The organism is Bacteroides sp. AM10-21B (assembly GCF_003472565.1).
In the GTDB taxonomy this organism is placed as follows: domain Bacteria; phylum Bacteroidota; class Bacteroidia; order Bacteroidales; family Bacteroidaceae; genus Bacteroides; species Bacteroides propionicigenes.
On the sequence record NZ_QRME01000004.1, the window covers coordinates 330,653 to 356,314 of the forward strand.

Annotated in this window: 23 protein-coding genes; 11 read left to right on the forward strand and 12 right to left on the reverse strand. The window is 46.7% G+C overall.

Annotated features, from left to right (window positions below; translation table 11 throughout):
• Positions 1-6 precede the first annotated feature (6 nt).
• The 6 genes from hepC (at position 7) to DW121_RS07190 (ending at position 9,567) form a co-directional block, all read left to right on the forward strand.
• Positions 7-2,007 carry a heparin-sulfate lyase HepC gene (gene hepC, locus DW121_RS07165; protein WP_117712177.1) on the forward strand — a complete coding sequence of 667 codons (2,001 nt, stop codon included), beginning with the start codon at positions 7-9 and terminating at the stop codon, positions 2,005-2,007.
• Between the two features lie 29 nt (positions 2,008-2,036).
• On the forward strand, positions 2,037-3,647 hold the full coding sequence (locus DW121_RS07170; protein WP_118323394.1) for a sulfatase: 1,611 nt from the start codon (positions 2,037-2,039) through the stop codon (positions 3,645-3,647).
• A gap of 19 nt (positions 3,648-3,666) precedes the next feature.
• Positions 3,667-5,295: a Tat pathway signal sequence gene (locus tag DW121_RS07175; RefSeq protein WP_187120013.1), complete on the forward strand. Its 1,629-nt coding sequence runs from the start codon at positions 3,667-3,669 to the stop codon at positions 5,293-5,295.
• A gap of 5 nt (positions 5,296-5,300) precedes the next feature.
• A complete protein-coding gene (locus tag DW121_RS07180; RefSeq protein WP_117712287.1) occupies positions 5,301-6,245 on the forward strand; it encodes an ROK family protein in 945 nt (314 codons plus the stop codon).
• Between the two features lie 12 nt (positions 6,246-6,257).
• The gene (locus tag DW121_RS07185) at positions 6,258-7,529 is read left to right on the forward strand and encodes a sugar MFS transporter (protein WP_118323395.1); all 1,272 of its coding nucleotides are present in this window, start codon (positions 6,258-6,260) and stop codon (positions 7,527-7,529) included.
• Positions 7,530-7,677: 148 nt separating this feature from the next.
• Positions 7,678-9,567, forward strand: a complete 1,890-nt coding sequence (locus tag DW121_RS07190; protein WP_118323396.1) for a TlpA family protein disulfide reductase — start codon at positions 7,678-7,680, stop codon at positions 9,565-9,567.
• 134 nt (positions 9,568-9,701) lie between these two features.
• On the opposite strand, the gene DW121_RS07195 is transcribed toward DW121_RS07190, so the two are convergent.
• From DW121_RS07195 to mnmA, 9 genes are read right to left on the reverse strand one after another with little or no spacing between them, the layout of a single operon-like run.
• On the reverse strand, positions 9,702-11,249 hold the full coding sequence (locus DW121_RS07195; RefSeq protein ID WP_118323397.1) for a Gfo/Idh/MocA family protein: 1,548 nt from the start codon (positions 11,247-11,249) through the stop codon (positions 9,702-9,704).
• A gap of 36 nt (positions 11,250-11,285) precedes the next feature.
• On the reverse strand, positions 11,286-12,386 hold the full coding sequence (locus DW121_RS07200) for an Mrp/NBP35 family ATP-binding protein (RefSeq protein WP_117712187.1): 1,101 nt from the start codon (positions 12,384-12,386) through the stop codon (positions 11,286-11,288).
• Positions 12,387-12,434: 48 nt separating this feature from the next.
• The gene (gene trmB / locus DW121_RS07205) at positions 12,435-13,193 is read right to left on the reverse strand and encodes a tRNA (guanosine(46)-N7)-methyltransferase TrmB (RefSeq protein WP_118323398.1); all 759 of its coding nucleotides are present in this window, start codon (positions 13,191-13,193) and stop codon (positions 12,435-12,437) included.
• A 9-nt stretch (positions 13,194-13,202) separates the two neighbouring features.
• Positions 13,203-14,009, reverse strand: coding sequence for an MBL fold metallo-hydrolase (locus tag DW121_RS07210; protein ID WP_118323399.1), 807 nt, complete (start codon positions 14,007-14,009; stop codon positions 13,203-13,205).
• A gap of 3 nt (positions 14,010-14,012) precedes the next feature.
• Positions 14,013-15,032 (reverse strand): branched-chain amino acid aminotransferase, encoded by a 1,020-nt coding sequence (locus tag DW121_RS07215; RefSeq protein ID WP_117712193.1) that lies wholly within the window; start codon positions 15,030-15,032, stop codon positions 14,013-14,015.
• Positions 15,033-15,084: 52 nt separating this feature from the next.
• Positions 15,085-15,300, reverse strand: coding sequence for an exodeoxyribonuclease VII small subunit (gene xseB / locus DW121_RS07220; RefSeq protein ID WP_117712289.1), 216 nt, complete (start codon positions 15,298-15,300; stop codon positions 15,085-15,087).
• A gap of 7 nt (positions 15,301-15,307) precedes the next feature.
• Positions 15,308-16,555: an exodeoxyribonuclease VII large subunit gene (gene xseA, locus DW121_RS07225; protein ID WP_118323400.1), complete on the reverse strand. Its 1,248-nt coding sequence runs from the start codon at positions 16,553-16,555 to the stop codon at positions 15,308-15,310.
• Positions 16,556-16,596: 41 nt separating this feature from the next.
• Positions 16,597-17,967, reverse strand: a complete 1,371-nt coding sequence (locus DW121_RS07230) for a S8 family peptidase (RefSeq protein WP_118323401.1) — start codon at positions 17,965-17,967, stop codon at positions 16,597-16,599.
• Between the two features lie 29 nt (positions 17,968-17,996).
• On the reverse strand, positions 17,997-19,085 hold the full coding sequence (mnmA, locus tag DW121_RS07235; protein WP_187120014.1) for a tRNA 2-thiouridine(34) synthase MnmA: 1,089 nt from the start codon (positions 19,083-19,085) through the stop codon (positions 17,997-17,999).
• A gap of 276 nt (positions 19,086-19,361) precedes the next feature.
• Here mnmA and DW121_RS07240 point away from each other — a divergent pair, with 276 nt between their 5' ends.
• From DW121_RS07240 to DW121_RS07255, 4 genes are all read left to right on the forward strand, one after another.
• Positions 19,362-19,835 carry an HU family DNA-binding protein gene (locus DW121_RS07240; RefSeq protein ID WP_117712200.1) on the forward strand — a complete coding sequence of 158 codons (474 nt, stop codon included), beginning with the start codon at positions 19,362-19,364 and terminating at the stop codon, positions 19,833-19,835.
• Positions 19,836-19,918: 83 nt separating this feature from the next.
• On the forward strand, positions 19,919-20,974 hold the full coding sequence (locus tag DW121_RS07245; protein ID WP_118323402.1) for a porin: 1,056 nt from the start codon (positions 19,919-19,921) through the stop codon (positions 20,972-20,974).
• A gap of 37 nt (positions 20,975-21,011) precedes the next feature.
• Positions 21,012-21,863 (forward strand): hypothetical protein, encoded by an 852-nt coding sequence (locus tag DW121_RS07250; protein ID WP_118323403.1) that lies wholly within the window; start codon positions 21,012-21,014, stop codon positions 21,861-21,863.
• A 29-nt stretch (positions 21,864-21,892) separates the two neighbouring features.
• Positions 21,893-23,251, forward strand: a complete 1,359-nt coding sequence (locus tag DW121_RS07255) for a glycoside hydrolase family 28 protein (RefSeq protein WP_118323404.1) — start codon at positions 21,893-21,895, stop codon at positions 23,249-23,251.
• A gap of 40 nt (positions 23,252-23,291) precedes the next feature.
• Here DW121_RS07255 and ispF read toward each other — a convergent pair whose 3' ends face one another.
• Genes ispF through DW121_RS07270 form a run of 3 tightly spaced genes read right to left on the reverse strand, consistent with a single transcriptional unit; the run spans position 23,292 to position 25,091 of the window.
• Positions 23,292-23,771 carry a 2-C-methyl-D-erythritol 2,4-cyclodiphosphate synthase gene (gene ispF, locus DW121_RS07260; RefSeq protein ID WP_117712210.1) on the reverse strand — a complete coding sequence of 160 codons (480 nt, stop codon included), beginning with the start codon at positions 23,769-23,771 and terminating at the stop codon, positions 23,292-23,294.
• Between the two features lie 46 nt (positions 23,772-23,817).
• Positions 23,818-24,435, reverse strand: coding sequence for a fumarylacetoacetate hydrolase family protein (locus DW121_RS07265; RefSeq protein ID WP_117712211.1), 618 nt, complete (start codon positions 24,433-24,435; stop codon positions 23,818-23,820).
• Positions 24,435-25,091 (reverse strand): redox-sensing transcriptional repressor Rex, encoded by a 657-nt coding sequence (locus tag DW121_RS07270; protein WP_117712213.1) that lies wholly within the window; start codon positions 25,089-25,091, stop codon positions 24,435-24,437. The genes DW121_RS07265 and DW121_RS07270 overlap by 1 nt, the downstream gene beginning before the upstream one ends.
• Before the next feature lie 168 nt (positions 25,092-25,259).
• On the opposite strand from DW121_RS07270, the gene DW121_RS07275 reads away from it, so the two are divergent.
• The gene (locus DW121_RS07275; protein WP_117712215.1) at positions 25,260-25,619 is read left to right on the forward strand and encodes a translation initiation factor; all 360 of its coding nucleotides are present in this window, start codon (positions 25,260-25,262) and stop codon (positions 25,617-25,619) included.
• The last annotated feature ends 43 nt before the right edge of the window (positions 25,620-25,662 follow it).

The window sequence follows — 25,662 nt, forward strand, 5'->3', positions numbered from 1 at the left end:
AGCATTATGAACAAGACTTTTAAATATATACTCCTGTTGGCATTTGTCTGTTTCATCGGAAAAGCCAATGCCCAAGAGCTCAAAGTAGAGGCTTTTTCACTCCTCAATTTGGATTATCCCGGATTGGAGAAGGTAAAAGCCTTACACCAAGAGGGTAAGGATACAGAAGCTGCCCAAGCATTGCTCAATTACTATCGTACACGCACCAACGTGAAAACGCCCGACATCAATCTGAAGAAACTCTCTATCAGCAAGGATGAACAGAAAATGGCGGACGAGGCTCTGCAACACACATTCTTTGCCCATAAAGGCTATCAACCGTCATTCAACTACGGTGAAGACATCGACTGGAAATACTGGCCGGTAAAGGACAATGAATTGCGCTGGCAGCTGCACCGCCACAAATGGTTTACCCCCATGGGTAAGGCTTACCGTCTGAGTGGTGACGAAAAATATGCCAAAGAATGGACTAAACAATATATTGACTGGATCAGAAAAAATCCGTTAGTAAAGATAGATAAGAAAGAATATGAAATGACCGGTGACAGCCAACTGAAAGGTGACGTAGAAAATATGCGTTTTGCATGGCGTCCGTTGGAAGTAAGTAACCGTCTGCAAGACCAGACCTCACAATTCCAGCTGTTTGTCGCGTCTCCCTCGTTCACTCCGGAATTCCTGACCGAGTTTCTTGTGAACTATCATAAACATGCCATCCACATATTAGGTAATTACTCCGCACAAGGTAATCACCTGCTATTTGAAGCACAGCGCATGATTTATGCCGGCGCTTTCTTCCCAGAATTTAAGGAAGCGGCCGCTTGGAGAAAGAGCGGCATCAACATCATGAATCGTGAAATCAATGTACAGGTTTACAATGACGGTGGACAATTTGAGCTTGACCCGCACTACCATCTTGCTGCAATCAATATATTCTGCAAAGCATTAAATATAGCCGACTTGAACGGTTTTCGCAATGAGTTTCCGAAAGAATACCTGAATACCATTGAAAAAATGATTGTATTCTATGCCAATGTTTCTTTCCCGGACTACACCAACCCCTGTTTCAGTGATGCAAAACTGACTTCTAAATCTGAAATGCTGAAAGATTATCGCAATTGGAGTAAAATGTTCCCGAAAAATCAGTTCATCAAGTATTTAGCCACTGAGGGTAAAGAAGGTGCATTGCCCGATTATCTCTCCAAAGGGTTCTTAAAGTCCGGATTCTTTGTATTCCGTAACTCTTGGGGAATGGATGGAACACAGATGGTAGTAAAAGCCGGTCCGAAAGCCTTTTGGCATTGCCAACCGGATAACGGGACTTTCGAACTCTGGTTCAACGGCAAAAACTTGTTCCCTGATTCCGGTTCTTATGTATATGCCGGTGAAGGAGAAGTAATGGAACAACGCAACTGGCATCGCCAGACTTGTGTGCATAATACTGTTACTCTGAATGACAAGAATCTGGAACAAACTGAATCCGTAACTAAGCTTTGGCAACCGGAAGGTAATATACAGATATTAGTTACCGAAAATCCAAGTTACAAAAATCTAAAACACCGTCGTTCCATATTCTTCGTAAACAACAGTTACTTTGTGATTGTAGACGAAATGGCAGGAAGCCAAAAAGGCTTTATCAACCTGCACTATCAGATGCCGAAAGGTGAAATCGCCAACAATCGCGAAGACATGACTTTCATCACCCAGTTTGAAGAAGGAAGCAACATGAAACTGCAATGCTTCGGTCCCGAAGGTATGACGATGAAGAAAGAACCGGGATGGTGCTCAACCGCCTACCGCAAACGTTACAAACGTATGAACGTATCATTCAATGTTAAAAAAGATAGCGAAGATGCTGTACGTTATATTACCGTTATCTGTCCGATTAAGAACAGCGCAGATGCCCCCAAATTATCCGCTAAGTTCAAAAACAAAACTTTCAATGAAAACGGACTGGAAATAGAGGTGAAAGTAAATGGCAAGAAACAGTCTTTAAATTACAAATTATAATATACGAATTACAGCAAATCAATCCAGTTATGAAAAACAATTTCTCCAATTTGCTTCTTCCGTTAGCTACATTAAGCCTTGCTTCTTGTGCCGGCCAGAAAAAAGAAGAGCCCAAGCGTCCGAATATAATCTTTATGATGACGGATGATCACACCACGCAAGCCATGTCTTGCTACGGTGGAAATCTACTGCAAACCCCCAACATGGACCGTATAGCTAATGAGGGTATCCGTATGGACAATTGTTACGCTGTCAATGCTCTTTCCGGTCCGTCGCGCGCATGTATCCTCACCGGCAAATTCAGCCATGAAAACGGATTTACAGATAATGCAAGCACCTTCAACGGTGACCAACAGACGTTCCCTAAATTACTCCAACAAGCCGGTTACCAAACCGCTATCATTGGTAAATGGCATCTTATCAGTGAGCCGCAAGGTTTCGATCATTGGAGTATTCTAAGCGGTCAGCATGAACAAGGAGACTATTATGATCCCGATTTCTGGGAAGACGGAAAGCATATTGTAGAAAAGGGCTATGCCACGGACATCATAACAGACAAAGCCATCAAGTTTCTGGAAAGCCGGGACAAGAACAAACCTTTCTGTATGATGTATCACCAAAAAGCTCCGCACCGTAACTGGATGCCGGCTCCACGCCATTTGGGTATATTCAATAATACGACATTCCCTGAACCTGCCAATTTGTTTGATGACTACGAAGGACGTGGGAGAGCTGCCCGCGAACAAGATATGTCTATTGAGCATACTTTGACAAATGACTGGGACTTGAAGCTGCTGACTCGTGCAGAGATGTTGAAAGATACCACCAACAGACTTTACAGTGTGTACAAACGTATGCCCGCCGAGGTGCAAGACAAATGGGATTCGGTATATGCGCAACGTATTTCCGAATACCGCAAGGGCAACCTGAAAGGCAAGGCGTTAATCAGCTGGAAATATCAGCAATATATGCGTGATTATCTGGCTACGGTATTGTCCGTAGACGAAAACATCGGCCGTTTACTGAACTATCTCGAAAAAACCGGTGAATTGGACAATACAATCATAGTCTACACTTCCGATCAGGGATTCTTCCTCGGTGAACATGGCTGGTTTGACAAACGCTTTATGTATGAAGAATGTCAACGTATGCCGCTCATCATCCGCTATCCCAAAGCTATAAAAGCCGGTAGCACAAGCAATGCAATTTGTATGAATGTGGATTTCGCCCCGACTTTCCTTGATTTTGCCGGAGTGGAAATTCCTTCGGATATTCAGGGAGCTTCCATAAAAACGATATTGGAAAATGAAGGCAAGATCCCTGCCGACTGGCGCAAGGCAGCTTACTATCATTATTATGAATATCCTGCAGAACATTCGGTAAAACGCCACTACGGTATTCGCACACAGGACTTCAAGCTGATTCATTTCTACAATGACATTGATGAATGGGAAATGTATGATATGAAAGCAGACCCTCGCGAAATGAACAATGTGTTTGGCAAACCGGAATACGCTGAAAAACAGAAAGAGTTAATGCAACTGTTGCAAGATACTCAAAAGCAATATAAAGACAACGACCCTGATGAAAAAGTCAATGTACTTTTCAAAGGTGACAGAAGATTAATGAAAAACAGATAAAACCATTAAATTTATTATCATGGATAGAAGAAGTTTTCTAAAAAACACAGGCTGGTCTTTTCTTGGATTAGCAGCTTCAGGAAGCCTGCTCGGTTCTTGTGCAGCTGGAAGTAAGGAAGCAAAAAAGATTATGCCGTCAGCCAGTAATCTCAAGATGTTTTGGGGCGACTTACACAATCACTGTAACATCACTTATGGACACGGTGATATGCGCGATGCTTTTGAAGCCGCCAAAGGACAACTGGACTTTGTCAGTGTAACGCCTCACGCCATGTGGCCGGATATTCCGGGTGCAAACGATCCGCGTCTGAAGTGGGTAATCGACTATCACACCGGAGCTTTCAAACGTTTACGCGAGGGAGGCTATGAAAAGTATGTAAAGATGAGCAACGAATACAATAAAGAAGGAGAATTCCTCACTTTCGTCGGATACGAGGCTCATAGCATGGAACATGGCGACCACGTAGCATTAAACTATGATTTGGATGCACCGCTTGTGGAATGTACTTCTATCGAGGATTGGAAAGAGAAAGCCAAAGGGCATAAAGTATTCGTCACTCCACACCATATGGGTTATCAGGGTGGTTATCGCGGCTACAACTGGAAATGCTTTACAGAAGGAGATATTACTCCGTTCGTAGAAATGTACTCACGTCATGGTTTGGCGGAAAGCGACCAAGGCGACTATCCGTATCTGCATGACATGGGACCGCGCCAATGGGAAGGAACAATCCAATACGGTTTGGACCAAGGTCATAAATTCGGCATCATGGCTTCTACCGACCAACACTCTGGCTATCCGGGCAGCTACGGTGACGGACGTATCGGTGTTATGGCACCGTCATTGACTCGCGATGCTATTTGGGAAGCTCTTCGCACCCGCCATGTATGTGCCGCTACCGGTGACAAAATATTAATAGACTTCCGCCTCAACGATGCTTTCATGGGTGATGTCGTTCGTGGCAACAGCCGCCGTATTTACTTGAATGTAACCGGCGAAAGCTGCATAGATTATGTAGATATTGTAAAAAACGGCCAGATACTGGCTCGCATGAACGGTCCGTTGACCCCGATTGCACCGGAAGGTGATACCATCCGTTGCAAAGTAAAAGTTGATTTCGGTTGGAACCGCGAGGAACAATACGTACACTGGCAAGGAAAATTAGCAATAAATAAAGGTCGCATCGTAAGTGTTACTCCCTGTTTCCGCGGTGCAGCTTTCACTTCTCCCCAAGAAGGTGAAACAGAATTCAAGACACATGTCAACCGCATCCTCTCCGCTGGTGAAAAAGAAACGGAACTGGATTTGTACAGCAGCAAGAACCCTAACACCACCACTCCTGCTATGCAAGCAGTAATCCTCGACTTGGAAATGCCGAAAGACGGAATACTAACCGCCGACTTCAACGGCAAGAAGTTCGAACACTCATTGGGTGAACTGCTTGAAGGTTCTCGTTCTCACTTCATGATTGGCTGGTTGAGCGAAGCCATCCTCTTTAACCGCGCCATGCCTGAAAGCTGCTACACTGTGGAACATTATATGGAAGACAAAGAGCCTCAACGTGACACAGACTATTATTACGTACGCGTACGCCAGCGTGACGGACAATGGGCATGGAGTTCTCCGATTTGGGCTGAAAGAGTTTGATGATTATGAGTAAAACATACGCTATAGGAATTGACCTTGGCGGTACTTCTGTGAAATACGCCCTTATTGACAATGAAGGCGTATTTCACTTTCAAGGAAAATTACCGTCAAAAGCCGATGTATCTGCAGAAGCAGTAATCGGCCAATTAGTAGCTGCCAGCAAAGAAACAATGGCTTCGGCACAACAACTTGGCGTGGCAGTAGAAGGTATAGGTATAGGCACTCCCGGTATTGTAGACGAAACCAATCGCATCGTACTGGGCGGAGCAGAAAACATCAAAGGCTGGGAAAACCTGAATCTTGCCGACCGTATCGAAGCGGAAACCGGCTTGCCTGTGCAAATGGGTAATGACGCCAACCTGATGGGATTGGGAGAAACAATGTATGGCGCCGGGCAAGGTGCAAGAAATGTAGTCTTCCTGACCATAGGTACAGGTATCGGCGGCGCAGTCGTTATTGATGGTAAACTGTTCAATGGTTTTGCCAACCGGGGTACTGAACTGGGTCATGTACCTCTTATCGCCAACGGTGAACCTTGTGCATGCGGTTCTGTAGGCTGTTTGGAGCATTACGCATCTACTTCTGCATTGGTACGCCGTTTCAGCAAACGGGCAAGTGAATCCGGTATTTCATTTCCGAATGAAGAAATCAACGGAGAACTTATTGTACGTCTTTATAAAGAAGGAGACAAACTGGCAACAGAGAGTCTGGAGGAACATTGCGATTTTCTGGGGCACGGCATTGCCGGGTTTATCAATATCTTCAGTCCGCAACGTATCGTAATAGGCGGCGGACTATCCGAAGCCGGCGACTTCTATATTCAGAAAGTCAGTGAGAAAGCACATCGCTACGCCATGGCGGATTGTGCCGTGAATACCCGAATCATGGCTGCATCTTTAGGAAACAAAGCAGGAAGTATCGGTGCTGCATCACTGGTATTCTCCCATTAAACACAAAACAATATGAAAAAGAATTTAGGAATGCTGGCGCTCATCATGGCGTTTTGGTTTACCATATCATTTATTACTAACATTCTGGGGCCACTCATTCCGGACATTATTCATAATTTTAATCTGAGCGATTTGGCAATGGCAGGGTTTATCCCGACTTCTTTCTTTCTTGCCTATGCCATCATGTCCATCCCTGCCGGATTGATGATTGACCGTTTCGGTGAGAAACCGGTATTGTTTCTGGGATTCCTGATGCCGTTCATCGGAACCACGCTGTTCGCCTGTGTGCATACCTACCCTATCCTGTTAGCTTCTTCTTTTATCATAGGCTTGGGTATGGCTATGTTACAAACCGTACTTAATCCGCTACAACGCGTTGTAGGAGGAGAAGAAAATTATGCCTTCGTAGCGGAAGTCGCCCAATTTGTATTTGGTATCGCTTCTTTCTTGAGTCCTCTGGTATACACGTACCTGATTCACGAACTCAATCCGGATATATATACAGAGGGAAAGAGCTTCTTTATCGACCTTTTAGCCGATATGACTCCGGCTGATATGCCGTGGGTTTCACTATATTGGGTATTCACTCTTCTGTTACTGATTATGCTGATTGCCGTAGGGCTTTCCCGCTTCCCGAAAATCGAATTGAAAGAAGATGAGAAAAGCGGTTCCAAAGATTCCTACGTGGCGCTATTCAAACAGAAATATGTATGGCTGTTTTTCCTCGGCATCTTCTGTTATGTGAGCACGGAACAAGGAACCTCTATCTTCATGAGCACATTCCTTGAACAATATCACGGAGTAAACCCGCAGGCAGAAGGTGCGCAAGCTGTAAGTTACTTTTGGGGACTGATGACGGCAGGCTGTCTGGTAGGTATGGTATTATTGAAACTGATTGACAGTAAGCGCTTGCTCCAAATTTCAGGAGTATTAACCATTATCTTATTGCTGACCGCCCTCTTCGGAAGTAAAGAGATTTCTCTCATTGCTTTCCCGGCTATCGGATTCAGCATTTCCATGATGTACTCCATTGTATTCTCGTTGGCCCTGAACTCGGCATCGCAACATCACGGTTCGTTTGCGGGTATCTTGTGTTCCGCTATCGTAGGCGGAGCCGGTGGCCCGATGATTATCAGTATGCTGGCAGACGCAACTTCACTACGCACCGGTATGTTGATTATTCTGGTATTCGCAGGTTATATCACATTCATCGGTTTTTGGGCACATCCGCTCATCAACAACAAAACGATTTGCCTGAAAGAACTTTTCAAGAAAAATAAATAAGGTATAAAAGAAGAATATAGTACAAGAGGATACCTCAATATTTGTATTGAGATATCCTCTTTCTTTGTTTCATTTTGCATCAATTAACCCACAAAAACTTGCATTTCTACAAAATAACCGTATTTTTGGTACAAAAGATCAATACATTATGAGACAAACACTATCTCTTCTCATCGGCTTGTTGCTATGTTGTACTATTCAAGCCAAGAACCGGGTTATTGAAAAACCTCCTTTCTGTGTACGTAACACAACTTCTATTGAGGTAAGTGAAATAATACTTAGCGACACAGCTACGGTATTGCACATCTATGCCAAATACCGTCCTAAAAACTGGATACGGATTGCTTCGGGCAGTTATTTGCAAGACAATAATGGAGAAACCTATTTATTACGTTCGGGTATAGGCATCACTCCTGACAAAGAATTTTGGATGCCGGAATCCGGTGAAGCTGAATTCCGGTTAGTATTTCCGCCACTACCTGCCAAAGTTACTGCCATCGACTTCACAGAAGGAGAAAGCATTGACGGTGCTTTCAGTATTTGGGGCATACAGTTGAAGAGCAAGGAACTGCCGAAGCTGATATTACCCAAAGAAGCTGTGGTCCATCCGGCGGATAAGGAAGCCACACTCCCCGTTCCCCTCATTCAATATGGCAATACTACCGTGAAAGGAAAACTACTGGATTATCATCCCAGCATGGCAAAGGAACTCTCCCTGTACTTATACGAACCGATAAAAGGCTATACGGAACCCATGACAGTAGAAGTCAAGCAAGACGGAAGCTTCAGCACTGCTTTCCCTATAACAGGAACCACACCGGCAGCCTTCAGTCTCTTCGGCACAAACATCAACTTCTTTGTAGAACCGGGAAAAACCAGCGAACTATACATCAACCTGCGTGAGATATCCCGAAAGAATTCTACTTTCCACAAGAACAAAAAGCCCTATGGGGAGCCCGCCTACATCAACGGTCCGATGGCGAGCCTGTCTGAGGAACTAAACAGAAACCGCATCAACACAGCTATCATCACCGACTACCAAAGCCTGATAGAAAAGGCCGGTGATATGGATATAACATCCTATAAAAGTTATATATTAGAAACAGCAAAAGGCATACAACAGGAGATAGACAATGCCAATCTCAGTGCAGGAGCCAAGCAACTGCTCTCTTTTGAAAAGGACTTGAATATCATCGAGGTTTTAACACAAGCTCCGGGACTGCTGACACAAGCCGCCCTGCAACAAAAAAAACTGGAACGAAATGAAGCCGAAGAATATTTCCGGAAAATAGATCAGAACATGCCGAAAGACTATATTCCTGCCGAATTACTGAAACACCTGAACACGCCACAAGTTACCCTTGTACAACCTTATACATATGCTGTTATCGTATCGGCGCGCCACAAAGATGATTATGCCCGGGCATGGGGAACGGATAAAGGCGTATTTTTCGACATTTCCCGTACGGCATTGCTTTATCAGGGTATAAAAGATTTCAGCCCGCTGACCGATACCCAAAAAGCCGAAATCAGTACCCTGCCCGATGCTTATCAACAAGTATTACTGCAAGCCAACAAACAGCTGTTGCAGACTATTGAGAATAACAAGAAGAAGTCAGGCTTTACCATTAATGAGGCAGGTCAGATAGCCAATGAAGATTTATTTGCCTCCATTATCAGTAAATTCAGAGGTAAGGTTCTTTTAGTGGATTTTTGGGCAACTTGGTGCGGTCCTTGCCGCATGGCAAACAAAGCGATGGTTCCAATGAAAGAAGAACTGAAAAATAAGGACATCGTTTACCTATACATCACCGGAGAAACTTCCCCGCTAAAAACTTGGGAAAATATGATTCCCGATATTCATGGAGAGCACTACCGCCTGACAAATGCACAATGGGAGTATTTAAACAAAAGTTTTGGAATCAGAGGAGTTCCTACATACTTTGTTGTTGACCGTGAAGGAAACATTAAATTCAAGCAGACCGGTTTTCCCGGTATTGGAAAAATGAAAGAAGAGTTATTGAAAGTTACCGACTAAGCTTAACGTACAAAGACCAATATAAAGAGGTGTATTACAATACTGAACATCCCATAGGATAGTTCAAGTTGTAATACACCTTTTTATCATCAGACAGGTTTCCGGAAAGGTCACCTGTTATCATTGACAAGTAATTACTTCTTTTCAGCCTGTGCCCATTCTTTAGCGCCTTGTTCTTTCAATTCAGCCGTAAACGCTTTCGCCTTTTTCATTGTAACGGCTTCCTCTTCCGGGCTTGCATAAGCATGCTTATACCCTTTCACAACGTTCCACTCGCCACGGGTAAAATCGGGAAATGCCACCGGAGCACAATTGTTGTCCATAGAAAGCTCACCCAACTCTGCCAGACAGCACCATTCCGCCAAATCGTATACATCCATATCCAAAGGCAAACCGTTTTGCAGGCAATAAACCAAACGGCTATCCATGATAAAGTCCATACCGCCGTGACCGCCCACTTCTTTCGCCATATCACCGTATTTTTTCAAGATAGGATGCTGGTATTTAGCGACAAGCGCTTCCATCTCCGCCTTCGGCAAGAAACCATGTGAATTCAGGTCGTCCACCTTAGGCTCCACACCCGAAGCTGCCAGTTGGTCGGCATCAAGCGCGTAGCCTTCTACGGGATATTTATTGGCAAATCCTTTTGAGCCGATCAGTTGATACAAGCGGTTGTATGGCTGTGGTGTCATAACATTATGCTGTATTTCAATTACTTTACCGTTAGCAGTACGGATTAATGTCGTAGTGTGATCACCGTTGCGGAAGTTATTGCAAGCGGAGTCCGTTCTTGCCTCAACCAAAGACTTTCCTACTACCGATTTAGTATCCATAGCAACTAAGGTCTGCATACGGTCTCCTCGGTGAATATCAAGTGCCTGCGCCACAGGGCCAAGACCATGGGTGGCATACACGTCACCGCGATGTCTCATGTTATAGTCCAGGCGCCAACCCAGTTTGTCACCCTCGCCGTCTTTCCAGTAATGATTCCAAAACGGACTCAGATTATGGATATACGCACCTTGTGCACGAATCACTTCACCGAACACACCATGTTGTGCCATATTCAGCGTATTCATTTCAAACCAGTCGTAGCAGCAGTTCTCCAGAATCATACAGTGCTTGCGAGTCTTCTCACTCATGTTAATCAAATCCCAGCACTCTTTCATATTCATAGCGGAAGGAACTTCGATAGCCACATTCTTTCCATTCTCCATAGCACACATGGCTACGGGGAAATGATGCAACCAGTCGGTAGCGATATAAACCAAGTCTATATCATCACGCTTACACAGTTCTTCATAGCCCTTTTCACCGGAATATACGGCAGCTTTCGGCATAGAAGCCCGTTCCAGATATTTCTGGCACTTATCCGCACGCTCCTGTTCGTAATCACAAAGTGCCACAACTTGCGTTCCGGGGATATGGGTAAAACGTTCTACCGCTCCGGGACCACGCATACCCAGACCGACAAATCCTACGCGTACCACTTCCATTTTAGGAAGTGCCAGCCCTACCACGCTCTTCCGGTCTGCCGGACGCTGGGGAGTTTCAACAACAATCGTTCCGTTTTCCCATTGCCATTGAGTTCCCTTGTCATTGGTATGCACAGCAGATGTCTGCGACGAACATGCGCACAATGCAATGCATATTCCAAAAAGCAATACCTTTAAACTCTTCATGCTTTTCAAATTCAAAGTTAATAATACGGGTATTTTTTACTTATGTGTCTCTACAATCTTGGTAGGCGCCATTTCCATATTCCGACGGTCTACCTGACGGACAACGGCTGCCGCCAATTGCAAGAAGGCGCGTCCTGTCACCGTATTCTCATCCAAAGCTACGGGAGTACCCTTGTCCCCGCTCTCGCAGATACTCTGCACGATAGGAATCTGTCCCAATAGCGGAACATTCATATCCTCCGCAAGTTTCTTGGCTCCTTCTTTACCAAAGATATAGTACTTGTTCTCCGGAAGTTCGGCAGGGGTAAACCAAGCCATATTTTCTACCAGACCGAGAATAGGCACGTTCACCTTATCATTCGTAAACATGTTGATGCCTTTACGGGCATCCGCCAAAGCCACCGCCTGCGGTGTGCTGACAACGATAGCCCCGGTCATGGCAAGTGTCTGCACTACGGTAAGATGAATATCGCTGGTTCCGGGCGGAAGGTCTATCAGGAAATAATCCAGTTCACCCCAGTCGGCATCGGCTATCAACTGTTTCAGCGCATTGCTTGCCATACCGCCGCGCCATAGGGTAGCTTGGTCGGGATCTACGAAGAAACCGATAGACAGCAGTTTGATACCGTATTTTTCAATAGGCACAATCAAATCACGTCCGCCGATGTTCTCGGCATACGGGCGGGCATCTTCCACCTGAAACATCTTGGGCATGGAAGGTCCGAAGATATCGGCATCCAGCAAACCTACCTTATAACCCAACTTAGCCAAAGAAACCGCCAGATTGGCGGAGACGGTAGACTTGCCCACACCGCCTTTACCGGAAGACACGCCAATTATATTCTTCACCTGCGGCAACAGTTTGCCCACCTCCGGCCGTGCAGCCTGACGGCTTTCGGTGGCAATCGTCACTTCCACTTCCGGTGAGACATAGGTATGTATTGCTGTTTCAGCAGCCTTTACCATTGACTTCATAAAGGGATCGGTCGGCTTCTCAAAAACCAGCGAGAAACTGACTTTCATCCCGTCAATACGCAAATTATCGGCAACCATTTCCGCCTCAACGAGGTTCTTCTTGTTGCCGGGATAGCGCACTGTTGCCAGTGCATCCAAAATCAATTTAGGATAGAGAGTCATGTTATTTACTATTTTACGATTTACTATTTACTATTTGATAGTCCCTGTTTATTTGCCGGTTTGAAGACCGCTGCGCTTGCTGCGGTTGTAGCTGCGATACTCGTCCAACTCTATTTCTACATCGGGTTCTTGCAGCTCTCCGCATTGGGGAAGCCTGAACTTGATGTACTTTATGGTTAAACCGCGATCCAGCCACTGTTGTTCATAATAGGTGCGAATACCGAGGATGTCATCCACCAGACCGGAATGATAGAGGTCGTCGGTGATAAACTCTACCGGAAGTCCGTTCTTCTCTATCATATATTTGGTATAGGTAAACATAAAGTTGCTGTCGGTCTTTACGTGAATGGTGCCGCCGTCTTTCAGGAACTTGCGGTAACGCTCCATAAAGTAAGTGGACGTAAGGCGCTTGGTGGCTTTTTTCATCTGCGGGTCAGGGAATGTGAGCCATATCTCGCTCACCTCGCCCGGTGCGAAGAAGCGGTCTATTATTTCGATGTTGGTACGCAGAAAAGCGACATTCTTCATGCCCGACTCCAGAGATTCGGTGGCTCCCGTCCACATACGCGCTCCTTTTATATCCACCCCGATGAAGTTCTTGTCGGGGAACATACGTCCCAGCCCTACTGTGTATTCTCCACGTCCGCAACCCAGTTCCAGCACAACCGGATGATTGTTCTTGAAAAACTGTTGATGCCAGTTCCCTCTCATGTCAAACGGAACATTGTCCACTGCCGAGTACGGGTATTCAAAAACGTGCGGATAACTCGCCATATCGGCAAACTTCTCTAATTTATTCTTTCCCATTCGTATGTATTAAAGTTTTTCTACCCGACCGGTATAGTTATAAAAAGCCCGGTCGCCAAAGCATTGATGAAACAATGCATATTTATCAATACCCGTACAATGACAAACGCCCAGCCGTTGCGGCAAATGGCTTTCAAAGAAACGGGCTATCACATCAAATTTCTCTTTTGCAGTATTGCGGATATGAAAACCGCCCAATACCAGCTTCAACGATGCCTGCGGAAAATATTCCTGCACCGTGCGGATGATATTCGTAATTCCCCGATGCGAACAGGCGCTCAAAACAGACACTTCATCAGCTTGCTTCAGCACCAATGCCAGTTCATCCGCAAAAGTATCAGCTTCTTTTCTCCCTTCCGCCAACGTGAAGAAGTGTTCAAAATGCGTATCGCCCTCATCCGTAACGGGCAACTGCGGAAAAACAAACACCCCGGAGCACAACTCGGTGACCTCGTCTACAAAACGGAAGCGCGCACTATCCAACGCATCAGGATGCAGCACGCCGTTTTCACGTTCTTCTTTGAACTTCGGAATGAAAAGTTCTTTCTTACAGACTACCTTAGCCGTCCGGTTCACTCTGAGAAAGTGATGCAACCCGCCTGTATGGTCACGATGTCCATGCGACAGCACCAAGAAATCCACTTCCTTTAAATCAATCCCAAGTATCCGGGCATTGCGCATAAAGAGGTCGGAAGACCCCGTGTCAAACAGCAGGCGATGTCCGCCCGTATCAACAAGCAGGGAAAGCCCGTGCTCTCCCTGTAGTCCCTTGCCGTAAACCGAATTCTCGACAAGGGTTGTAATCTTTACGCTCATGCGTTATTCTACGATAGTTACCCAACCATGCGTATCGGGTTCGTCACCGTATTGAATGGCACGCAGCTTATTATACAACTTCGTACAAACAGGTCCCGGCTTTCCGTCTTTGGCAATCACGTACGACTTGCCGTTCTCCACATCGTCAATGCGTTCTATCGGACTGATAACGGCAGCAGTACCGCAAGCGCCCGCTTCCTCAAAAGTCAGCAGCTCTTCTTCCGGAACCGGACGGCGTTCCACCTTCATGCCCATATCCTCCGCCAATTGCATCAGACTCTTGTTGGTAATGGACGGAAGGATAGAAGTAGACTTCGGAGTGATGTATGTATTGTCTTTGATACCGAAGAAATTGGCAGCACCGCATTCATCGATGTACTTCTTTTCCTTGGCATCCAGATAGAACTCGCAAGCATAACCCAAATCGTGCGCTTTCTTATTGGCACGCAGGCTGGCGGCGTAGTTACCGCCTACCTTATAGATACCTGTACCCAAAGGTGCGGCGCGGTCGAACTCGCGAATAATAACGTACGGATTAGTTGAGAATCCCCCCTTGAAGTAAGGGCCTACCGGTGTTACAAATACCACAAACAGATATTCTTTTGCCGGATGCACTCCAACCTGTGCTCCCGTACCAATCAGCAACGGACGGATATACAGGGAAGCTCCCGATTCGTAAGGCGGAATAAAACGTTCATTCAGCTTCACAACATTAAGGATAGCCTCTTTAAAGCGCTCTGTCGGCAGTTCTGGCATCAGGATGCCCCGACAGGTAGACTGCAAACGCGCCGCATTCTCTTCCAAACGGAAGATACGCACCTTGCCGTCTTTGCCACGGAACGCCTTTAAGCCTTCAAATGCCTCCTGGCCATAGTGCAGACAAGTGGCAGCCATATGCATGGGAATGGTTTCCTCGCTGCATACTTCCAATGCGCCCCACTGTTCATTACGATAGTAAATTCTCACATTGTAATCTGTCTTCATATAGCCGAACGGCAGATTAGCCCAATCCAGTTCTTTCATATCTCTTAAAATATTAGTTGCTACTATGTACAATCAGCAACAAAAATAGTTTTTATTCTTCACATTCCCGCTTCTCCGCCAGTAATTTTTTAATTTCCCTGTCAGCTTTCGTCAGTTTGTCACTGCAAAACGCAATTATTTCGTTCGCCTCTTTAATTTTTTCGGCAAGCGCATCAATTTCCAGTTCATTATTGTCTATTTGGCTTACAATTTTCTCCAGCCGTTCTATCGCTTGGGAATACGTTTCTTTTTTCTTGGGTGTAGACATAGGGCTATTATTTTTTTGACGATTCATTGGTTACTATTGAAGTGATTTCCCCCTTATGCAGGCGGGTAATGATTTCATCTCCCTCATTCAAGAGAGAAGCGTTCTTTACAACTTTCCCGTTTTTCAACGTGATGCTGTAGCCGCGTGCCAGTTGTTTCTCGGGCGAAGCGTCTGCCAGCCGTTGTTGCAATAATTCCAACCGATGACGATGACCGGACAAAGAAGATGTCACAGCCTGCGCCATATCTTTCCTCTCTGCAAGCAACGCAAATTTCGCATCCGATATGTACCTGTAAGCGGCAGAAGGAATACGGTTTTTGTACGACGCCAATTTTTGATACTCTTGTGACAACAGGCTTTGAACCCCTCCATACAGACGGTCAGCCAACACATCCAGTTCATCGGCCGCATCATTCATACAATCTATCAGGAATTCCGCAGCCGCAGTAGGAGTCTTGACACGGGTATGGGCGACAGAATCGAGCACTGTATCGTCGCGCTCATGTCCGATGCCCGTTATGACAGGTAGGGGAAACTGCGCGCAAGCCGCTGCAAGCAGATAAGTATCAAAACCGGAAAGGTCGGAAGTGGCTCCACCGCCCCGGATGATAACTACTGCATCAAAACTATCCAAGCGAGAATTTATCTTATCCAAAGCGGCCAGGACAGACTCCTCTACACGCTCACCTTGCATCAACGCCGGAAAAAGTTCCGTATGGAAGTAAAAACACCTCGCATTATTCTGCAACTGATGGCAAAAGTCACCGTATCCGGCAGCGGTTGACGAAGAAATAACGGCAATGCGTTGCGGCAAGCGGGGCATTGCCAGCTCTTTATTCAACGTAAGCACCCCTTCTTCTTCCAACTGTTTCAGAATCTCCTTGCGCCGGCGTGCCATGTCGCCCACGGTATAAGTAGGGTCTATGTCCTGCACCGTAAGGCTGTACCCGTAAAGTTCATGAAAGCTGACGGTGACCTGCACCAACACCTTGATGCCCGACACGAAAGCCTGCCCCGTAGCTTCTTCAAAATAGGGTCTCAACAGGCGGAATACATTCGACCAGACCGTTCCTCTCGCTTTGGCTATCAGGTTGTTGCTGCGAGGGTCTTTCTGCACAAACTCCAGATAGCAATGCCCGGTGCTGTTGGTGCGCACATCACTTAGCTCCGCCTGTATCCAATAGGTGTCGGGCAGGCATTGCTCCAAACTGCGGCGCACCAGGGCATTCAGGTCGTATAGTGATAATGCATCCATGTTTTTAAAGATAAAGTATATGGTTGAGGGCTTCTGTTTTTTTACTTCTTTTGCTTGTAGCTATTATACGCTTTCCAAATATCCGGTACACCGTAACCGTAGATATTATCCGGACAATCGGCACGGTCACCGGAAGAGCGGACCAGTTCAATCAGTTCTTTCGCAGTCAGCTTGGGGCATGCCTGCCATAAACAAGCTACCATACCGCACATGATAGGCGAAGAGAAAGAAGTCCCGTTCGCCTTACCCTGATTGCCGTCCGTACGGATTACGTCCGACCCCTCACCTACAGCCACTACATCCGGTTTAATCCGGTTGTCGGCGGTATTGCCGATAGAAGAGAACGGAGCCAGCAACGCCCGCTTATTCACAGCGCCTACCGTCAACACATTCTCGGCGTCTCCCGGCGGAGTTATTTTCTTCCAAGAACCCATTCCCGAATTACCCGCACTGCACACCAACACCATGCCCTTATCGGCAATGCGTGATGCCTGACGGGACATCAAGGCATGGTGTCCGTCCAAATCGCGGTATTTATAGTTTTTCGACTTATCATCGAAAGCATAATATCCCAAAGAGGTATTGATCACATCCACCCCTACACTGTCGGCAAACTCAACAGCCGCCGCCCAATAATCCTGTTCCACCAGATTCTCTGAATATTCATCCTCACTGCGAAGCAGCCAGAAAGAGGCCTCGGGTGCAGTTCCCGTCATTATTCCCGGCCGGTTCATACCAATACAGGAAAGCACACTCATCCCATGACTGCTTTCGGCAAACAAATCCGCCTGAGGGTTGACAAAATCTTTCGTTCCCAAAACGCGGATATTCTGCATCGCCGTTATCTTGTCCAGATTATGGAATCCGGCATCAATTACGGCAATCGTCATTCCTTGTCCCTTGAACCCGGCATCATGCAATTTGTCTCCATTGCTCAACTGGATTTGAGTAATGGCGGGGCCATAAATGCTGTCAGTATATATTTTGGGGGTATTGACTACCGAATCGCGTGTTGCAGACATCATCTCTCCCTTTGTTTTCGGGGCGGTCCACACTTTCTCCGCAGTGCGTACAAACGGCAATGCCGCAATACGGTCTATCAAAGCAGAGTCGTTGCAGGAAACTGTGACAAAATTCTCCCATTTACCGGTGACAATCACATTTACCCCCTGCCTGCGTATCTCATCGACATATTTGCGGCAAACGGGCAAATCGGTGGAATCAATTGCCAGATTTTGTTTCCGGCGCCTTTCAATAGCCTTTTGTGAAAGGAACTGTTCCGGACGTTCCAACGAATAAGCGGTGACCGCCTTGTCTCTTAAACTAATACGATACTTCAACGTATCCTGTTGTGCCGAAGCGCCTGCTGCAAGCAACACTAAAGTTGAAAGAATCAACAATCTCTTTCTCATTATCTCTCTTACTTTCTATTTTTTAGTTCTTAATCATTCAAATACATACCGATGCCGCGCTGCGAAGCGATGAACGAACCGCCTACCACCCGTTTCCCTATATAGAACACGGCAGATTGTCCGGGAGCAATGGCGGATGCGTCCGACCGGAAATGCACCAGCAGGCGTCCGTCTTCCAGACGTCTCACCGAACAAGGAATCGGCTTGCTGCGATAACGTATGCGAACCGTCAGTTCCTTGCTTCCAAAGACCTCCGCCTCATTAATCAAACTATCCTGTTCCGCCAGCATATACTCCGCTTTCAACTGTTCGGCATCGCCCAGCATCACCGTATTCTTTTGCGGATTGATTTTCAAGACATAGGCAGGCTTGCCCAAAGCTATTTCCAGTCCCTTGCGCTGCCCGATGGTATAGTAAGGAAAGCCTTTATGCTCGCCCAGCTTCACCCCTTCCGAATTGACAAACCATCCCGGCCCTACTTCGTTGTCCATCTCCGGAGAGTGTTCGCGCAAGAAGTCCCGATAATCTCCTTTAATGAAACAAACTTCCATACTCTCCCCTTCTTCGGCTTTCAGCGTATAACCCTTGCCGCGCAAATAGTCGCGCACCTGCAGTTTTGTATATGCTCCCAACGGGAAAAGGCAACGTCTCAAAACATCCTGCCCCAATCGCCAGAGGAAATAAGACTGGTCTTTCTTGTCGTCATCTCCCGCCACTATGTATATATTCCCGTTCAATTCTTCCAGACGGGTATAGTGTCCGGTGGCGATATACCTGCAACCCAGCTTGTCCGCCCATTCCGTAAGAATACGGAACTTAAACAGCGGATTGCACATCACGCAGGGATTAGGCGTCCGTCCTTGCCGGTATTCATCGATGAAGTTCCGTACAATCACATTGCGGAAAGCCTCGCGTTCATCCGCCACGTAGTGTTCAATGCCCATACTCCGTGCAAGTTCGCGAGCCTCTGACGGTTCGTCTCCCCACACCCACATCGTAAGGCCGATTATCTCGTAGCCTTGTTCCTGCAGCATCAAACAGGTGGCAGTACTGTCAATGCCACCACTCATACCAACCAACACTCGCTTCTCTGCCTTGTTCATATCTTGGATATTCATCGTTTAGCTTGCAAAAATACGGGTTTTCAAGTAGAAGACAGAGAAAAGGTACGGCTTTTTAGCATGCCTTCACAAAAGAAAGCCGCTATTCTCCTTTTCTTTGCTTACATTTGTACCTACGAAAGATTTACGGGTTGTACAACTCGTCACGTTCCAGTTGTACAACTCGTCATGCCCCGGTTGTACAACTCGTAAGTTTTCCGCCATAAGGGGAAAAGAACAAGACCGGCATCCCCGCAAATAACGATAAAAAATAATGAAAGGAGAAAGAAAACCATGTCAATTCCATACCTTGTAAGACAAAAAAAGAACCTGCTCAACAAGAAGAAAAGCGGACTTTGGTATGCCGTAACCCACAAGCTGCAAAAACGCGGCGGAGTAAACGAAAAAGAGTTGGGACACCTCGTTGCCATGCGGGGCGGTTTCAGCCGCGGTGTAGTGGAAGGCGTGCTGACCGCTATCAGTGAAGTGATAGAAACAGAACTGAGCAAAGGAGAATCGGTCACAATACGCGAATTCGGCTCGTTCCACCTCGCACTGGGCAGTGAAGGCTACGAACATCCGGCAGATGTTACCCCCGGCAAAGTACAGGTGTCCAAACTATACTTCGTGCCGGACCGCAACCTGATGCAACGCCTCAAAAAGACCAAAGCATTCCGTATCCCTCTCAGCAGTTACCTCCCGGCAGAGTTACTGACACCCGAGATTTTGGAAGAAGAGCGAAAAATGGAAGAACAAGGTCTTTTGTAATAGAAACGAAACACGTATGACATAAAAACACAACACATATGACTGTATCTTTGCCGCCGTAAATAAATCGACAACAACAAATTATGAAAAAAAGCGCATTGATGCTACTCATTGCTTTACTGCCATTCGCAGCAAAAGCCCAAAGTTCCTATAACAACGAGGACGGAAAAAAGATAGACAAGGACAAACTGGAAACAAAGGATTACCTGCCCGAAATACATGGAACAATCCGCGCCAAATACGAATACCAGACCACAATGGGAGCCGGACGTTTTGAAGTGCGCAACGCACGTGTCAGCTTCACCGGCAATGTATTGCCGATTGTTGCCTACAAAGCCGAAATCGACTTGTCGGACGAAGGGAACATCAAGATGCTGGATGCCTATGCACGTCTCTTTCCTGTCAAGGGGCTGACAGTGACCGCCGGACAAATGCGCGTACCGTTTACCATCGACGCCCACCGCTCGCCGCACCAGCAGTACTTCGCCAACCGTTCATTCATCGCCAAACAGGTGGGCAACGTGCGCGACGTGGGTATCACACTGGGATATACGCTGCCCACCGACCTCCCCATAACGGTGGAAGGCGGGCTTTACAACGGTTCGGGACTGACCAACCAGAAGGAATGGCACAAAGAAATAAACTACTCCGCCAAAGCCCGGTTCCTTTTCACCAAAGGTCTGAACCTGACACTGAGCGTACAAAGCATCCAGCCGGAAGAAGTACGGGTACAATCGTACGACATCGGCGCTTACTATGAGTTCAACCGTTTCCACATCGAAGGCGAGTATCTGTACAAGCAGTATTCGGACAATGCCTTCGGAGACGTACAGGCGGTGAATACATTCATCAACTACGATTTGCCCCTGCGAAAAGTTTTCAATAAAATGTCCTTCCTCTTGCGTTACGACATGATGACAGATCAAAGCGACGCCAAAACCACCGATGAAGAAACCGGCGCACTAACCGTCACCGACTACAAACGCCAACGCCTGACGGGCGGCATCACTTTCAGCCTCAGCAAAGCATTCCGCACAGACTTGCGCCTGAATTACGAGAAATACTTCTACGCCAAAAACAGCATTGCAAAAGAATCCGAACAAGACAAAATTGTACTGGAATTAATGGTGCGATTCTAAATAAAATTCCGTATATTTGGAATAAGCAAATCGATGTATGGCAAATCCGCTTATTCCGGGCATCACTGCCACAGAGCAAGACTCGTTGTATCAAAAGTTAAATGAATACAACTTGAAGAAAGCTTCTTTCAAAGAGGCGGGCGCTTATCTTGTGGTCTTGCCGAGGGCGGGACATCCCCGGTATTCCCTATGGATTTATTCTCCCTTGCCCGAAAGGCAGTCCATATTTTATCTGTTCGACCTGAACGAGGACATACACGAAACCTTACGGATGGCAAGCACCCTGTGCTATTACTCCTTGCGCCCCCTGCTCTTAGTGGAATACAACGCCAAGCGGATGCAGAACAGGGGTGACGATATTATCTCATTCGGCAAATATCGCGGGCATTATCTGCACGAAATCCTGCAAGTGGATCCCGGTTATCTCACTTGGATAGCTTTCAAGTTTACTCCCCGGATACCCAAACAGGAACGTTTCGCGCAAATCGCCCGAATATACCATTCCGTCCACATCGACATCCTGCAACGGAAAGCCAAGCAACCTCCCGCCGGACGTTTCCTCGGCAAGGAAGGGGAGAAAGTGGAGAATCTTACTTTGACTGTTCTCAGTGTCCGTCTGGAGGATGACCCCTACAAGACGCAAGTCAGAGGTACGACTCCTTATTTCTATGTCCGCCAAGTATTAAGGCTGAAAGATGCTTCCGGAAATCTTGTAACCTTCCGCGTCAACTCCCGAACCGCAAGCCGGCACTCGTGCCAACTGCCCGCTGCGGAGCGCGCTTACCGGACAGACGAAGTAATACATATAGTCTCGGCACGCGTTGCCAACACATATACCATCGGCAAGAACAAATGGACACGGCTGAATTACGTGAAGCTCCACCAATAACATAATACCATTTTAAATATTGTAATACCATGAAAAAACAATCTGCACTCTGGTGCCTGTCCCTTTTATTGACGATAGGAGCATGCACCGCTACATCTCCCCGGAAGGAAGCCGGAGAATGGGCCAAAGTACCCGAAATACTAAAAAATATCGTACCACCCACATTTGCCGATACGGTTTACAACGTAGCCGACTACGGAGCAAAGGACGGTACCACCTTCGACAGCCGGCACGCTATTCTCAAAGCTATCAACCTGTGTAATACAAATGGTGGCGGAACCGTACTCATCCCCGCCGGAAACTACTTCATCAAAGGAGCCATTACACTGAAAAGCAACATAAATCTGCACATCGCCGAGGGTGCACGTCTGGAATTCTCTACCGAAGCCGCAGACTATCTGCCCATGGTGCTGACCAAATGGGAAGGGACGGAATGTTTCAACTATTCCCCCTTCATCTACGCTTACCAATGTACGAACGTTGCAGTAACCGGCAAAGGTGTCATCGACGGCAACGGCTCGGTAACCTTCAATGACTGGCACGCCATACAAGGTCCCGCAGTGAACCGTCTGCGCCAAATGGGTATTGACTCCGTCCCGGTATACAAGCGCGTATTCGGAGAGGGGCATTATCTGCGCCCCTGCATGATACAGTTCTATGGCTGCAAGAATGTGCTGGTGGAAGATTTAAAGATATACGATTCTCCTTTTTGGATTATCCACCCGGTATTCTGTGACAACGTAACCGTACGGAATGTATACATAGACAGCAATAACTACAACAATGACGGCTGCGACCCGGAATCTTGCACCAATGTACTGATAGAAGGCATGGACTTCAACGTAGGCGATGACGGTATCGCCATCAAATCGGGACGCGACCAAGACGGGTGGCGCATCGGCCAGGCCACGGAGAACGTCATTATACGCAACTGCCACTTTGCACGCTGGGCCATCACCATCGGCAGCGAAATGTCGGGCGGAGTGCGGAATATCTATATCGAAGATTGCAAGATAGACAGTTGCCGTAACGGTATCTACTTCAAATCCAATCTGGACAGAGGCGGCTATTTCGAAAATCTGAATATGCGACGCATTGAGGCGGACGTCTGCCTGTGGGGAGTAATTAATTTCCGTACAAACTATCATGGATACCGGGGCGGCAATCACCCTACATTGTTCCGCAACATCTGCATCGAAGACGTAACCTGCAACCGGGTAGACAGCGTGGCGCTCATGGCAAACGGACTGCCCGAGGCAAAACTGTACAACATCACCCTGCGGAACATCAGCGTAAAGAAAGCGCCCAAAGCCATACAAATGGAGAATGTCGTAAACCTGACACTGGACAATGTGGTGGTAAACGGAGAAAAAGTAGCCGCTCCCTGAAACGGGGTTGCCCTTGCCCAAAGCGACTGAAGAGAGTCGGTTATCCTTTCGTTATCAATACGGTCGCATAAGCCGACATACCTTCTTCGCGTCCGGTAAAGCCCAGTTTCTCCGTAGTGGTGGCTTTTATGGAGATATCATCTTCATCAATCCCCATTACTGCGGAGAGGGTTTGCTGCATGGCGGGAATATGGGCTTTCAGCTTGGGGCGTTCGGCACAGACGGTCGCATCAATATTGCCGACAGAATAGCCTTTGGTTCCTATCAGCTCCACCGTCTTTTTCAACAATATCTTGCTATCCACATTCTTAAACTCACCTGCCGTATCCGGAAAGTGATAACCTATATCGCGCATATTAGCCGCTCCCAACAGTGCATCACAAATGGCATGTATAAGCACATCGGCATCCGAGTGCCCCAACAGACCTTTCTCATGTTCCAGACGCACGCCGCCTAACCAAAGTTCTCTACCTGCCACCAATTGGTGAACATCAAAGCCAAAGCCTACACGTATCTTCATTTTTTCTTAATTATAGAATGGATGTGTCCGCAAGCACCCGCCGGAATCAGCGAATATAGAAATCGAGTAATTTTTCTTCCCCCAAATAACCTTGCAGATGTTGCCCGATACTGACAGGTGCTACACCGGCAGGCGTACCTGTAAACAGCAAGTCACCAATCTTCAAGGTCATAAAACGGCTGACATAGGCTATTATATCGTCTATCTTGAAAAGCATATCCGCCGTATTGCCACGCTGCACTTCGCTGCCATCGATGTCGAGATGAAAATCCAGTTGCTGTAAGTCACCGCCGGCTTGTTCCAAAGAAATGAATGTGCCGACAGCCGCCGAATTATCGAATCCTTTGCAGAGTTCCCACGGATTGCCGGCTTCACGGAATTTCCGTTGCAAGTCGCGTGCGGTGAAGTCAATGCCTACTGTCACCGCATCATAATAGCGGTGCGCAAAGCGCGGAGCAATATTCTTGCCCAACCGGCAAATACGCACTACAACTTCCGTTTCATAATGAACTTCATTGGAAAAGTCGGGAACAAAGAATGGCTTGCCGTCTTTAAGAATAGCCGAATCGGGCTTCATGAAGATAACGGGTTCCCGGTTTACCTGAGTATGCCCCAGCTCTTTATTGTGCTGCGCATAGTTCATCCCTACTGCTATAATCTTCATTACTTGATTTCGTTAAAGTTCAAACGGTTAAACATAACTGCCAGATGTGCATATAATGAGGTGTTCTGGACTACTATATCTTCCGGCACCCGTATACGGAACGGGGTAAAGTTCCAAACAGCTTTAATGCCGCCTGCCACCATAGTGTCCGTTATCTTCTGTGCAATCTCGATTGGCACTGTCAGTACACCGATATTGACATCGTACTCGCGCATTTTCTTCTCAAAGTCATCGGAGTGGTAGATAGGAATACCGTTCAGGGTTGTCCCTACCAGTTCAGGGTTCACATCGAATGCCGCCACAATCTCCAGACCGAAATGGCTCAAACCGGAGTCACGCAGCAACGCGCCGCCCAAACTTCCGACACCGAAAAGAAAAGCTTTATGTATATTGGTAAATCCAAGGAAATCTTCCAGCACAGCAATCAGCGTATCTACATCATACCCCACACGCGTACGGCCTGAGATATTGACATACGACAAATCTTTTGCTATCTGAGAAGCATCAATATTGATTTCTTTGGAGATTTGAGTAGAAGAAACGAAACGCTCCCCTTTCTTTCTAAGCAACTTTACATTGGAAAGGTACCACGGAAGACGGCGCAGGGTAGGTTCCGGCACTTTCATGGAGTCTTTCTTTTGTAACTGATTGTTCATAGTCTTCCCTTTAAGTTCTCAATATTATGACTGACAAAAGTAGTGCTTTTTTTCTAATCTGTAACATATCTATGACAAAAGGTTAACATTATTTCTACCTATGATTGCAAAGTTCCCTGCAAAACCGTATTTTTGAACTCCTTTTCACAGAATATAAAATAGATATATATGGCTAAAAATTCCAAAGACAACGACTGGAAAGACAGACTGAATGTAGTGTACTCCACCAATCCCGACTTTAAATACGAGGTAGATGATGACGAAGAACAAACCACTCCCCAACCCTCCCAACAACGTCTGCGCGTACAACTGGACCGCAAAAACCGGGGTGGTAAAGTCGTAACCCTTATCACCGGCTTTGTCGGCATGGAAGACGACCTGAAAGAATTAGGCAAATTCCTCAAAAGCAAATGCGGTGTGGGCGGGAGCGCCAAAGACGGAGAAATCATTGTACAAGGTGATTTCAAACAGAAAGTACTGGAGTTGCTGAAGAAGGAAGGGTATACACAGACTAAGCCGGTGGGATGAACACACCTTATACCTGAAAATTTCAACAAAAAACGGCCGCTAT